Origin of the sequence: Bacillus stratosphericus (genome assembly GCF_020524495.1) — a bacterium.
In the GTDB taxonomy this organism is placed as follows: domain Bacteria; phylum Bacillota; class Bacilli; order Bacillales; family Bacillaceae; genus Bacillus; species Bacillus stratosphericus_B.
The window spans coordinates 1-12,278 of the sequence record NZ_JAIVLB010000062.1 but is presented as its reverse complement, the minus strand read 5'-3'; the positions used below and the strand labels follow the sequence as shown (position 1 = coordinate 12,278).

The following is a 12,278-nucleotide window of genomic DNA, read 5'->3' as shown; positions in this document are numbered from 1 at the left end:
GGATAACTCACTCTTGTCCCCATAGAAAAAACACCTCCATGTTTTATTTCGGATCACAACGGTCCGTTTTCAAACTTGAAGGTGTTTTTTATTTGTCTCATCTTAGGGGGTCAGTCCCGACGAATAGACTTTTTTATTTTGAATATAAATCCCAGCCGATCTTGAGTGTGTCCACAATATAATTGGCGACTTCTTCAGCCTCCAGATGATCTGTTTCCACTCTTGAGTTATGAAGGGCATAAATTTCTCTACGCTCTTCAAACAGCTCTTTCATCTCATCAATCGTCCGGTTGTGAAGAACAGGTCGGTTTTCAATTAAAATATCAAGCCGCTGTTTCCAATTCTCCCAAGATAGATCGAGGAAAAGAACTGTACAATGCTTCAAACAGGAGCGTTTGATTTCTTCCTGTTTGAACGCACCTCCTCCAAGAGACACGATCTTTAGCTGTGTATGTTCACATAAATAGACGATATAATCCTTTTCAGCCTGTCTGAAGAACGCTTCTCCTTTTTGCTGAAAGATTTCTGGAATCGTCATGTTGTACTTTTTCTCAATTTCCTGATCCACATCAATAAACTCTCTATATAGCTTTTTGGCAACCAGCTGCCCAATGGTTGTTTTTCCAACTCCCATAAAGCCAATGAGGACAATATTTCGCTGTCTCACAGGGATTTCTCTATTGATTTTCATGTTCGTGATACGTCCTCCTTACGACAAGGAATGCTACATAATGTTTCTATTATATGATAAATAGGTTGAAAAAAGATAGGTATTCTTAAACAACGACCCTCCTAAGGCCACAAGAATGAAAAATAAAATACCGCCGTTATACGAGCCTGTCGCTGATACAATCAACCCGATAATCAGCGGTGTGATGATCCCAGATAAAATTGCCAAAGAAATTAAGCACACCACCAGCCAGTCCAACCATCTCTTTGGGTGCCACTTCAGACAGCATGGTCCATGAGATATTTGACAATCCTTGCGCAAAGGAGGCAATGGACAAAGTGGCGAGTACGATCGGAATACTCGTGGTGAAATTCGCCAACACAATGGTACTTGTCAGAAGCAAGCCAACCACAACTGGCAGCTTACTAGCCACATTGACAGACACACCCTTCTTGATTTACGTTCGGTGCATCCTGTCACATTCATCTGAAATTTCACATAAAAAACCCTTCCATCATAGGAGAGGTATCCGTCATTTCCTTATTTCCACCAGTCATCAAACATTGAAGCCGGTACTTGGCGTTTATGTTCTGATTGAACATAGCGTTTTTCAATCGCTTCTGCTGCTTGATCTGAAACTGGTTTTCCTTCTAAGTAATCATCAATTTGATTGTACGTAATACCAAGTTCTGTTTCATCCGTTTGCTGAGGGTTGTCATCCAGCAGGTCGGCGGTCGGTTTCTTTAAATACAGGCGTTCCGGTGCTTGAAGAGCTTCTAGCAGATTCCGGCCTTGGCGTTTGGTTAAACCTGTGAGCGGAAAGACATCCGCACCGCCATCACCATACTTTGTAAAGAAGCCAGTCACTGCTTCTGCCGCATGATCTGTACCTATTACAAGCAGGCCCTCCTGTCCGCCGATGGCATACTGTGCGATCATTCGCATCCGTGCTTTGACATTCCCTTTATTAAAGTCAGACAACGGGCCACCTGCTTCCTTTTGATATTGATCACTGAATGCAGTCACCGCAGGCGCAATATCATATTTCCATGACTTGTTCGGCTGAATAAATGATAGAGCCAGCTGAGCATCGTCTTCATCCTGCTGCACGCCATGCGGTAGACGTACCGCAATAAAGACAGCACCTTCCTTTCCTTCTTGACGCAGCTCTTGTACAGCCAACTGAGCGAGACGACCTGCAAGTGTCGAATCCTGCCCGCCGCTTATGCCGAGGACGAATCCTTTTGCGCCGGTCTTTTTCAAGTAATCCTTTAGAAATCCAACCCGTTTTTCGATCTCCTGCTTTGGGTCAATTGAGGGCTGCACATGCAACTCTTGGCTGATCTTTTTCTGCAAACTCATACACTTTTCCTCCTAAGCATCCTCTACATGAAGAGAACAGGTTTTACTCTCAATTCAATTGATTTGATAACGATTTTAGAAATTTAATTATACCATGTTTTGATAAAGGATATTTTTTAGACGTTCCCCTTTTTCATAAATGATCAAATATTTACAAGTGAAAGAGACGAAGTCGTTTGTGAATGGCCTTTCCTTTTTCAATCTATTTCCACCCGTATGGGTGTACAGCTTGAACCATTACATTTGCCAATGTCAGCCGGGCATGCGGACACCGCCACAATGAGATCCATTTCCGCACGGAGGCGAATGTAGTCACCGGACAGCGATTTTGGCAGCTCCACTGACAGCTTTCCTTTTTCATCAATGACTGTATTCATAAAAGCATTAAAAGGATAATACATGTCCTCCTTTGGAATACCGAACGGCTCAAAGGCTGTCCGCAAATTATCGTAGCATGTATGCATGACCTCTAAGTGCGTTCGGCCATATAAGAGCTGATACATTTCTTGCCGGCAGGCAGGCATGTACAAATCATGACATTCCACTGTATCTTCAATGACCGTAAACATCGGTTTATATAAATTAGAATAGAGCTTATCACCCTTTTTCACTTTGGAGGAGAACAAGCTGTCCATTGTAGCGCCTTGATCAAATTTTTCATAAAAATCCTTCTCATGATACGCCATCACATCTGCTACTTGCTGACCTTCGACATCAACCACTCGCATACATTGGCCTTTTCCTAAACGAAAGCCTTGACCATCCTTTGATAAAATCACGTATTCCCCGTTCATCACATGCACTCCTTTCCATGACAGTATGCCCAAAACGTCTTCCCGATCATGTATAAAAACAAGAGAGGGTCACAAGCTAATGTTATTGAATTGGAAAGGTGTTGCACATGCATTGAAAGAAGAACAATCTTTATCTTGGTGGCAGCTTTCTCTCATTGGAGTCGGCTGTACAATTGGCACTGGCTTCTTCCTTGGTTCCAGCATCGCCATTACAAAGTCCGGTTATTCCGTCTGCATTTCATTTTTGCTTGCTGCGGTCGGCACATATCTGGTCTTTAAACACTTGGCTGCGATGACAGCCGAAAACCCAGACAAAGGGTCGTTCTGTTCCTATGCTCGTAAGGCGTATGGGCGCTGGGCGGGTTTTAGCAATGGGTGGGTGTATTGGTTTTCAGAAATGCTGATTACGGGGAGTCAACTGACGGCGATTTCTCTTTTTACCCGTCACTGGTTTCCATCCGTTCCGCTTTGGGTGTTTTCTGCGATTTATTCGGCTCTTGCCCTGCTCGTGATTATCATTGGCCTTTGTTCTTTTCAGAAGACGGAAAACGTCCTTGCGGTGCTGAAGATAGGGGCGATCCTTCTGTTTATGATCCTCGCTGTCCTTGTCCTATGCGGTATTCTCACAGATCATAAACCGTCCCTGCATCTGCCAAACAAAGATCACGAATGGATGCCTATTGGACCTCTTGGTCTTTGGAATGGATTGATTTATGCGTTTTATGCATTCGGGGGAATTGAAGTGATGGGGCTGATGGCGGTTCATTTAAAAGACCCGAAGGACGCCGCAAAATCTGGTCGTGTCATGCTGATCATTCTAGCAGTCATTTATATCTTCTCGATCGGACTTGCTCTCTTGCTTGTACCAGTGACGGCCTTTAACGAGAACAGCAGTCCATTTATTACATCATTAGAGCCTTTTCATTTGTCGATTTTCCTTCATATCTTTAATGGCATTTTTATTATTGCCGGTTTTTCTACATTGGTTGCCTCTCTATATGCGGTTACGACTCTGCTTGGCACAATGTCGGAGCATCAAGATGCACCTGCTTGTTTTAAACAAAAAGAACCATCTCATGTCAGATGGTCCTCGATCATCTTAACCGCTGCGGGATTAATTGTCTCGATTTTACTTGCAATCTTTTTGTCCAAACACATCTACGAGCATCTAACAACAGCCGCCGGTCTTACTCTTCTTTACACATGGGTGTTCATTCTACTCTCAAGTAAAAAGCTATCAAAGCCATCCACTCGCCAAACATGCGAAATGATTCTTGCGCTGCTCTTAATCGGAGCCGCCGTTTCAGGAACACTGACAGAGGCAAGCGGACGACCTGGATTTTTTATCAGCATTGGGATCATTGCAGTGATTGCCATCATGGTGCTATTGATGAGGAAAAAGTGGGAGCATGATCAGACCGCATCATAATTTCATCATGTTTTTTAATGCAGTAAATGGACATTTGGCGGAGGCTGGTTTCTCAGCCTCATCATCTGATAGGAAATATTGCTTCCACTCTAAATTTTTCTGATCGCCGTACCATTTTAACGCAGGGTGTACATCTACTTGATCATACGCCTTGAGCCGCTTCCGAACGAGTTTGCTCATTTTTTGCCCAAATGTGGTTGATCCATTCATCTTCTCAAACACCCACCTTGGCTGAAACGCCATCATCAAATAAGGAAAATGTCGACTTTTTCGGAGACGGTGAGCGGGTGTCGAGCACAAAATAAAATACGGCTCTCCATGAAAACAAAATTCCCATTCATGATGCTCAGGATCTGCTGGAATTTGCTCAGGCCATTTCATTTCATCCTTTTGATGTAATCGCTGAACCAACGCCCAGAACTGATCCTCAAACTCTTCAATCGAACGTTCTTTCAAATCCTGAGGCGTTTCAAAAAAGCAAATGAATGAAGCATATTGACCGGTTTGCCTAGAACAGCTTTGATAATCCCTTAAGAGCTTTGCTAACTCATTCACAGCCTCTTCTCCCCGCGGATCACCAACAAACCCATAACGCAAATGATCTAGAAAAAATCCTTGTCTGCCTGGTACACAAGGAAATGTATCTGCCTCATCTCCTACCATCTCTCCAAATTGTGTGAAAGCATCCTGCTTCCATTCTTCTAGTGATCGTAGATTTTGATCAAGGCAACTTTTTGCATATAGCTGGGCCATTATCTTCCACCTCGTTTTTAGCGTCTTCTCCATAGCCTATGAGAAAAAAAGGCTGTGGTGACTGTCCTTCAACGACTTTCATACGCATCTACAAGGTGGAATCTTATCTTATTTTACTGCCGGTCATGGCTTTGCTTTGGGGATTTATTGGTTATCTCCTATTCAAACGGATATGGATTGTCCTCATGTTAACGTTCGTGTTCTCCACGATTTTCATCTTTACTTACACTGGATTTGACCTTAGCAATCTATACTGGTTCTTTTTGATGACAGCTTTCGCTTTTGTATCAAGCGGATTCTCGAAGGTCATACACGTTCATTTTCAGGAGAAGAAAAAAGGAAAAAGCCTCTATGATTGGTTCTTCATTAAAAAGACCGAATCCAACAACCAATAAATGAGAGACGCACAAAAGCTAAATAGATAGACTTTGTAGCTAATGAATACGACAAATCCATAATCAATCCATAATGCAAGCGCGGAACAAACCACCCATGCCCCGATAAAATAAACCAATAAATCACGGCTTCGAAACTTCTTAGGGTGACGGTGTAAAACAATTTGTATAGGTGAAGCAAATAAGACATAAGCGATTAAAATAAAAAGACTGGTGATCTCCACATGACCGAAGCCGGCTTCAGGCGTGGAGAATAGGATCGTATAAACGAATGTCGCTGTGATAATAGACAGAATCAGCATACACACATAGTTGAATACTGGCAGGAAAATACGCATGGCAAAAGCTCCTTCAAATAAATGTATCTCCCATCATTATTTAAGAGTGTCCCATTTCTGTCAAATATGACAAAAAAATAGACTGAACGTGTCAGTCTGTTTTCTCATCCTTCTAACCAATCAACGCCATGATGCCTTGATACCCAAAATAAGCACCGAAGCCGAGTAAAGACAGGCCTGCAAGAACAGATAGGCCATTCAATATCCGTTCATTTAAATAGCGTCTAAATGTACTGGCGAGTAACGCCATACAAAAATCCCATATGAGCATGCCGATAAAAATGGCTAAACTGTACATGAGTATTTGAGATGTCCCATACTTTTCGATCGTATTGGCCAAAATGCTGCCATAGATACCAAGCCAAAATAAAATACTGAGCGGATTGGAAAAAGAAATGAAAAACCCCGTCATGAACGATTTTCCTATCGATGTGTTTCCTCCGTCCTTTTTCGGACTCTCCTGCAAATTGATTTTACGTAGGCTTTCAATGCCGGTATAGGTCAGAACGACAAAGCCGAACAACCACAAAAAGGTTTTCACAAGAGGTGCAGTCAAAAGCTGGGCGACACCAAAATAAATGAGGAGCATATACACAATATCCGCAGCCATGGCTCCCACACCAAAAATCCACGCGTGCCAAAATCCACTTTTAATCCCTCTGTCGATTTGGGCTGCATTAACTGGCCCAACAGGCGCTGAAAGTGACAACCCTAAAAAGATATATCCAAAGAACACCGTCACATACACGTCCTCCTTTTGATGCTGACTTGTACATGTTATTCAAACACTCGGTGTTTTAGTACAAGTCCTTTGTCATCTTTTCAGGTTGACCCGAAGAGAAGCGATTTGATAAAGCTGCTTACCGCTCTGCTTTCAGCGCCGACTGCTGCGTGAGAACCGTTTCTTTTTTCCGAGAACGATTCATTTGAATGGCAGCTGCAAACAGAAGAACAGCTAAAAAAGCGAAAACAAAGACGGCACTTGCTGCCCCCGCCCATTCAAGACTAAATCCAATCAAAAAGGACAAGCAGGCTCCTCCCAAACTTGCGGCAGCAATAAAATAACTCGTTGCCTCGTCGATGGCATTTTCAATCATTATTGCGGATGCAGTCAGTGCGATTGGAAACATGCCAGCTGCGGACAGGCCGATGAAAAAGATGAGAATCAGCTGCGCCGCTATGTGGGTTGTCAGTGCAAATACAACAAGCAGCAGGATCATGAGCGTCGCACTGAGCTTTAAAAAACGCAGCGGATGCAGCTGATCTGCTTTTCTTGCAATCATAGTTCGGCCGATGACAATCGCTGTCCAGAAAGTGGAGACAGCAAAGAGGCTCCAACTGGCTTCTCCTTTTTCTAGCATGATCGACGGCAAAAAATTGGCAAAGTTTGTTTCAATTCCTGCGTAGAAAAAAGCAAAGCATATCATGAGCACCACAACCATTCGATTGTTGCGATCAAGAAGTAAAGATGGCTTCTTGATCGCATGAACAGGAGCAGCCATCTGTCCATGAGGCAGTTTGTTAATAAAGACAAGCCAGAGCATGAGGAAGAATGTTAGCGCACATACCTGAAATAAAAACACATAATACCACGTCTCTTCTGTGACAGTCAGCAGGATCACTAGAGGGAACAATAACGCACCTAATCCAAAAAAAACTTCCATAATGCTAATTCGTTTTGCACTGTTCCCCATCGAAATCACATACGCACCGGCCGTTGTCTCAAGACTGCCCGCACCGCTTCCAAGAAAAAATCCTGCCAGCACAAGTGTCGTCCAGCCAGGCACCAAAAGCCCAAGGAGAAGTGACCCGATCATCAGCATCAGTCCCATGGTCAGAACAGCACCATAGCCTTTTTTTCTCACAAGAATTGGGGATAAAAGAACACCTGTCAAAAAACCAATAAACTGAAAAAAGATTAAAGAAGATAATTCCCCGGGACCCTTATCATAACTAGACAGCAAATAAGGAGTTAAGCTGCCAAAAAACACATGAATGGTCCCAATAAAAAAATAAAAGACACAGCCAAAATAAAACATCTTTTTCATCTTTTCACTTCCTCTAAAAAGGAACGGAGTTATGAGGTCCTCCGCTCCACCTCTTTAATATGCACGAGAAGACACGACAGCCTCTTCCCTCTCGAAGCACGTATTGAGCGCAGCCTGCGCGCGATACCCATCCTCAAAATCAGCCATCTTCATATGAGATGGATATGGCTCTGTATTCACCCAATGCATTAGCTGATCACGGAACGTATCGGACCATCCATAAAATTCATTTGGGGGATCAGTCAGCAAGGTTTGCGGCACTTGATGACGTTCTACACAAAATCCATCACTTACCTCATATTCTTTTTTCATATTCGTATGGTATTTAAATACTTTGTCATGACCAATCACTTCTACACTAAATCCGCATTCCTCAGGCTGTGTACTTTTGGACGTCACCAAATGAAAAAACACTTGGTTCTCCATTTGACCAAAAATCTCGGTATGATCATCAACCTGAACCTTTTTCTCTTCTTTTTCCTTTACATGTGTCAGCATCTTCGTGTTCAGTGATTCTTTTTTCATTTCACTGCCAAACAAGTACCACAGCATATCAATTAAATGAATCCCAAGATCCCCTAATGCACCGCTTGTACGCAGACTCTCGCCGCTGTCTCTCCACGAAAATGTCTTTCTTCTGAGGGCACTATTTTTCTTAAAATGTGTCCTGACCGTTAAAATGCGGCCCAATTCACCGTTGGCAATCAAGTTCTTCAGAATATTCACGAAGGATAAGTAACGATAGTTAAAGCCCATACTGGCCTGAATCTGTAACTTTTTGGCTGTCTCCACCATTTCCTTCGCTTCTTTCAAAGAAACAGCCATCGGTTTTTCACATAAAATCGGCTGTCCCGCTCTGAGCGCTTGAAGTGCATGGTCCTTGTGACAAAAGTTGGGGGAAGCAATGATCAGCCCATCAGATGCATCCGCTAGTGTATCGATACTTGAATACACCCGTCCGCCGTACTGTTTAATGAAGCCCTGAGCAACCGATTCATGCACGTCATAGACGCCGGATAATTCTGCGCCATTAATCGTTAATAATGCTCTTGCATGTGCTTTTGCAATATTCCCTGCTCCAACAATTCCAATTTTCTTCATGAATGTGCCTCCTCATGTTTATACATCACTGTTTTCAGTGTTTCATAGATTCCTTTTGCATATCCATGATGACAAATTTGATGATGGTGCCGTTTGGCCTCGGCGGTTGCATTTTGTACGAGAAACCCGTGCGTGACGGATTGAAGCATCCGCAAATCGTTCCCACTATCACCAAAGGCAAAGCCACGGTCTTTTGGTAGATCATATCGACTCAGCATAAAACGGACAATTTCATCCTTTCCTGTCCCTACTGGTAAAAAATCTACATCATAGCAATCCGCAGGGTCTCCTGCGAGCGGATTGCATTTATTGATGTTGACCGCCACCCCTCTCTCTTTCGCAAGAGTTTGTATAAACGATAGATGATGAAGGTCTGCTCGTTCATCCTGCTCCTGATAATAGAAATTCTTCTTATACCCTGAGCTGCCCAGCTGTGTTTGCGGTCTGAGGGTAATCCACTCTTTACGAATGGTTTGTAGGATGTCTTCAATCTTTTCATCTGAAAAACCCTGCGCATCCAGCCGCTTCGTCCATTCTGCATCTGGCTGTCCAAAATGTGAATGGGATGTGTACATAATTTCAGTTCCTAAATTAGACGCAATAAAATGTGGGAATTGACTGAAACCGCCTTTTTCCATTTTGCTCGTGACAGAATCGAGGCTGCTTCCCGTCACCCAGCCCAGCATGAGCTGTCCTGCTTCGCTCTTTTCCGCCACAAATGCTTCTAACCTCTTTACATCCTCTCTCTGCTTCTCTGTCATCCCGTGAGAATAATAGGTTTCATCAAAGTCACAGAAAACAATCCATTGCGGGTTCTGCGGCTGATTCAGCAGCTTTTTATTGAATGGAAGATTTGATAACATGTTGGACCCCCTCGATGACTTTCTCTTGATCCTGTAGCGGCATTCCTGGATAAAGGGGCAAATGAAGTAATTGCTGTGCTACTTTTTCCGTATGCGGAAGTGTCGTTTGTTTATATTTTTTAGAGACAAGATTTGTTTGATGCTGATGTGATAGGATCGGGTAATAGACATCTGTCTCTATACCTATCTTCAGCAATTGCGCTGCCAGCTCATTTCTGTCTCCTTTCAGCACTCTGATCGGGAATAGATGCCATACATGATCGTTCGTCAGCTTCTGAAGCTTCATGTATCCTTCATCCTCAAGCGTTTGCAGCTGATCAATGTATCGCTTCGCTAAGTAAAAGCGTTTAAAGTTTTGCAGACCTAAATACTTCATTCGTTCTAGTCCTATCGCTGCTTGCAAGTTATCAATCTTTGAATTAAAGCCGTAGTCACTGCGTTTGACATTTTTCTTTCCTACTTCAAAGCCATGATAGCTGATTTCCATGCATTTTTCCGCTAGGGCTTCATCATTTGTTGCAATGGCTCCTGCCTTTCCGCAGACTCCGAGGTTTTTGTATGGATTAAAGCTGAGAACAAGTCCATCTCCGAATGCCCCAAGTCCGCTGCTGCCAATCGCCTGACAGCCATCCTCAATCACTTTCAGATCATGCTGCTTTGCAATCATCGAAATAGCCTTCATATCCGCTTGCTTTCCATATAAATGAACTGGAAGAATGCATACCGTCTTATCCGTGATATGCTTCTCGATTTCACTTGGTTCGAGGCAGTAGGTTTCTGGATCAATATCGGCATAGACCGGAACAGCGCCAATGGCAAGCACTGCATTTTCTGTTGCGGCAAAGCTATTGGCTGGCAGAATGACCTCGTCTCCTGGATGAACACCTGCTGATATGAGACTGATCATGAGAGCATCTGTTCCACTTGACGTGGCAATGACATATTTTTTCCCTAAATACTCTGCCAGCGTCTTTTCAAACAACGGAATGTATGGACCTGACGTAAAACGCCCAGAATTCAATACCTCTTTCATCACCTGCATAATATCATCGATCTCATCCTCTGAAATCAGTTTATCAACTGGCAGGAACGGTATCTTTTTTTCCTTATTTTGTTTATAATGGAAGAGAATTTTTTCCAAACCCTTGCGCTCAATATTTTGCTCAAGGAACGTCATCAGCTTTTCGTTCGCTAGATTCTTTTCAACCGAATCAGCCTTTATTTGAACACCTTGATTGATCATATCCAGCAAAACTAGATAATCCTTGCTTTTACCTGATATCTTCGTCAATATTTGCATTCCATTCCCTCCAATTAATTAATTCTGTTTTGTTAAAATTTAACTTTTTCCACATTGTAAATGATGTTATCGATTTCAGAACAATAACTTTGTGTAAAGGATTTGTTAATATGTGTACAATTTATGAAATTGCCAGGCTCTGCGGGGTTTCGACCACCACTGTTTCGCGGGTGCTGAATCAGCATCCATACGTGTCAGAGGAAAAACGCCAACACATTTTACAGGTGATGGAGGAAATGGAGTATACACCAAGTTCAGCGGCTCGCACCCTTCGTTCACATCAGACAAAGACCATTGCTGTGTCTGTACCAGCTGTGGATCATCCTTTTTTTGCACAATTGATTAAAGGAATTTCAAAGGAAGCACTGGATCAAGGGTATAAAGCCATCGTGCTCCAAACGTTTTACAAAGAATCACTAGAGCTTGAAGGGCTTCAATTATTAAAAAGAAAAGAAGTGGATGGTGTCATTTTGGGGGCATTAGAAAATAAGTGGGAAAACATTAAGCCACTTTTAGCAAACGGCCCCATCGTCTTGGCCAATGAATATCATCAAACAGCAGATATTCCAATTATTGGATACGATGAGCGTGAAGCCGCCTATAAAGCTGTTGACTATTTGATTCAATCGGGGCGTAAAGCCATCGGATTTTGTTTTGATACGGAAAGCAGTGAGGCACAGCAACAAAGAAGACAGGGCTACCTTGATGCACTTTCTGCCCACAGTTTGCCGCTAAACGAAGATTGGCTATTCGGTGAGGCCTTTACGATTGAAGACGGCTTTCGTTTGATGGACTTCATCCATGTCATGCCGGATGCCCCTGATGCCATTTTCACCGGCAATGATCAAGTCGCAGCAGGGCTCATTAAACAAGCCATTTTATATGGCTATCAAATTCCCGAGGATCTGGCAATCATTGGCTATGATAATCAAGATATTTGCGAGGTAACGGCTCCAACGATCACAACAATCGACATCCCGATCGTAGAGCTTGGCCAGCGATCTGTGCAGCACATGATACAGCTCTTGCAAGAGCAAAAGCCATTGCAACGTGAACATATTCAGCTACCCACCGAGCTCGTGACAAGAGAATCTACATAAACAAAAATGGTCTTATCCCTGTCAAGTAGACAATTATAAAAAGCCTAACCTGCCAGTGTGTGACGGTATTCTACCGGAGCACACTGGTTTAATTTTTTCTGGAATCGATCGTGATTATAGAATTG

At 43.0% G+C, this 12,278-nt stretch carries 13 protein-coding genes and 1 pseudogene; 3 read left to right on the top strand and 11 right to left on the bottom strand.

The window, feature by feature from the left end; all coding sequences use genetic code 11:
* Positions 1–133 precede the first annotated feature (133 nt).
* The 4 genes and pseudogenes from LC033_RS15940 to LC033_RS15925 all read right to left on the bottom strand — a co-directional run bounded on the left by LC033_RS15940 (position 134) and on the right by LC033_RS15925 (position 2,826).
* Positions 134–691, bottom strand: a complete 558-nt coding sequence (locus tag LC033_RS15940; protein ID WP_226570113.1) for a shikimate kinase — start codon at positions 689–691, stop codon at positions 134–136.
* 33 nt (positions 692–724) lie between these two features.
* Positions 725–1,127 (bottom strand): annotated as a pseudogene (locus tag LC033_RS15935) (hypothetical protein); the annotation flags it as partial.
* A gap of 83 nt (positions 1,128–1,210) precedes the next feature.
* On the bottom strand, positions 1,211–2,032 hold the full coding sequence (gene nadE, locus LC033_RS15930) for an NAD(+) synthase (protein ID WP_226570111.1): 822 nt from the start codon (positions 2,030–2,032) through the stop codon (positions 1,211–1,213).
* A 197-nt stretch (positions 2,033–2,229) separates the two neighbouring features.
* Positions 2,230–2,826, bottom strand: a complete 597-nt coding sequence (locus LC033_RS15925) for a DUF1989 domain-containing protein (RefSeq protein ID WP_226570109.1) — start codon at positions 2,824–2,826, stop codon at positions 2,230–2,232.
* A 79-nt stretch (positions 2,827–2,905) separates the two neighbouring features.
* On the opposite strand from LC033_RS15925, the gene LC033_RS15920 reads away from it, so the two are divergent.
* Positions 2,906–4,255 carry an amino acid permease gene (locus LC033_RS15920; RefSeq protein WP_226570107.1) on the top strand — a complete coding sequence of 450 codons (1,350 nt, stop codon included), beginning with the start codon at positions 2,906–2,908 and terminating at the stop codon, positions 4,253–4,255.
* Here the strand turns inward: LC033_RS15920 and LC033_RS15915 are convergent.
* Positions 4,250–5,008 carry a YqcI/YcgG family protein gene (locus LC033_RS15915; protein WP_226570105.1) on the bottom strand — a complete coding sequence of 253 codons (759 nt, stop codon included), beginning with the start codon at positions 5,006–5,008 and terminating at the stop codon, positions 4,250–4,252. The genes LC033_RS15920 and LC033_RS15915 overlap by 6 nt on opposite strands.
* A gap of 38 nt (positions 5,009–5,046) precedes the next feature.
* Here LC033_RS15915 and LC033_RS17625 point away from each other — a divergent pair, with 38 nt between their 5' ends.
* A complete protein-coding gene (locus LC033_RS17625) occupies positions 5,047–5,403 on the top strand; it encodes a DUF2651 family protein (protein ID WP_226570103.1) in 357 nt (118 codons plus the stop codon).
* Here LC033_RS17625 and LC033_RS15905 read toward each other — a convergent pair.
* From LC033_RS15905 to LC033_RS15880, 6 genes are all read right to left on the bottom strand, one after another.
* Positions 5,358–5,741 carry a UPF0715 family protein gene (locus tag LC033_RS15905; protein WP_226570101.1) on the bottom strand — a complete coding sequence of 128 codons (384 nt, stop codon included), beginning with the start codon at positions 5,739–5,741 and terminating at the stop codon, positions 5,358–5,360. The genes LC033_RS17625 and LC033_RS15905 overlap by 46 nt on opposite strands.
* Positions 5,742–5,853: 112 nt before the next feature.
* Positions 5,854–6,483, bottom strand: a complete 630-nt coding sequence (locus LC033_RS15900) for a LysE family translocator (RefSeq protein ID WP_226570099.1) — start codon at positions 6,481–6,483, stop codon at positions 5,854–5,856.
* A 118-nt stretch (positions 6,484–6,601) separates the two neighbouring features.
* Positions 6,602–7,789: an MFS transporter gene (locus tag LC033_RS15895; protein ID WP_226570096.1), complete on the bottom strand. Its 1,188-nt coding sequence runs from the start codon at positions 7,787–7,789 to the stop codon at positions 6,602–6,604.
* 54 nt (positions 7,790–7,843) lie between these two features.
* A complete protein-coding gene (locus LC033_RS15890; protein ID WP_226570094.1) occupies positions 7,844–8,890 on the bottom strand; it encodes a Gfo/Idh/MocA family protein in 1,047 nt (348 codons plus the stop codon).
* Positions 8,887–9,753, bottom strand: a complete 867-nt coding sequence (locus LC033_RS15885) for an HAD-IIB family hydrolase (protein ID WP_226570092.1) — start codon at positions 9,751–9,753, stop codon at positions 8,887–8,889. The genes LC033_RS15890 and LC033_RS15885 overlap by 4 nt, the downstream gene beginning before the upstream one ends.
* A complete protein-coding gene (locus LC033_RS15880) occupies positions 9,728–11,053 on the bottom strand; it encodes a DegT/DnrJ/EryC1/StrS family aminotransferase (protein WP_226570090.1) in 1,326 nt (441 codons plus the stop codon). Before LC033_RS15880 ends, LC033_RS15885 begins: the two co-directional genes overlap by 26 nt.
* A 110-nt stretch (positions 11,054–11,163) precedes the next feature.
* On the opposite strand from LC033_RS15880, the gene LC033_RS15875 reads away from it, so the two are divergent.
* Positions 11,164–12,153, top strand: a complete 990-nt coding sequence (locus LC033_RS15875) for a LacI family DNA-binding transcriptional regulator (protein WP_226570088.1) — start codon at positions 11,164–11,166, stop codon at positions 12,151–12,153.
* Positions 12,154–12,278 lie beyond the last annotated feature (125 nt).

Excerpts from the sequence above, each read along its gene's own strand:
- LC033_RS15940 (WP_226570113.1), bottom strand. The coding sequence starts at position 691 with ATGAAAATCAATAGAGAAATCCCTGTGAGACAGCGAAATATTGTCCTC.
- nadE (WP_226570111.1), bottom strand. The coding sequence starts at position 2,032 with ATGAGTTTGCAGAAAAAGATCAGCCAAGAGTTGCATGTGCAGCCCTCA.
- LC033_RS15925 (WP_226570109.1), bottom strand. The coding sequence starts at position 2,826 with ATGAACGGGGAATACGTGATTTTATCAAAGGATGGTCAAGGCTTTCGT.
- LC033_RS15920 (WP_226570107.1), top strand. The coding sequence starts at position 2,906 with ATGTTATTGAATTGGAAAGGTGTTGCACATGCATTGAAAGAAGAACAA.
- LC033_RS15915 (WP_226570105.1), bottom strand. The coding sequence starts at position 5,008 with ATGGCCCAGCTATATGCAAAAAGTTGCCTTGATCAAAATCTACGATCA.
- LC033_RS17625 (WP_226570103.1), top strand. The coding sequence starts at position 5,047 with ATGAGAAAAAAAGGCTGTGGTGACTGTCCTTCAACGACTTTCATACGC.
- LC033_RS15905 (WP_226570101.1), bottom strand. The coding sequence starts at position 5,741 with ATGCGTATTTTCCTGCCAGTATTCAACTATGTGTGTATGCTGATTCTG.
- LC033_RS15895 (WP_226570096.1), bottom strand. The coding sequence starts at position 7,789 with ATGAAAAAGATGTTTTATTTTGGCTGTGTCTTTTATTTTTTTATTGGG.
- LC033_RS15890 (WP_226570094.1), bottom strand. The coding sequence starts at position 8,890 with ATGAAGAAAATTGGAATTGTTGGAGCAGGGAATATTGCAAAAGCACAT.
- LC033_RS15885 (WP_226570092.1), bottom strand. The coding sequence starts at position 9,753 with ATGTTATCAAATCTTCCATTCAATAAAAAGCTGCTGAATCAGCCGCAG.
- LC033_RS15880 (WP_226570090.1), bottom strand. The coding sequence starts at position 11,053 with ATGCAAATATTGACGAAGATATCAGGTAAAAGCAAGGATTATCTAGTT.
- LC033_RS15875 (WP_226570088.1), top strand. The coding sequence starts at position 11,164 with ATGTGTACAATTTATGAAATTGCCAGGCTCTGCGGGGTTTCGACCACC.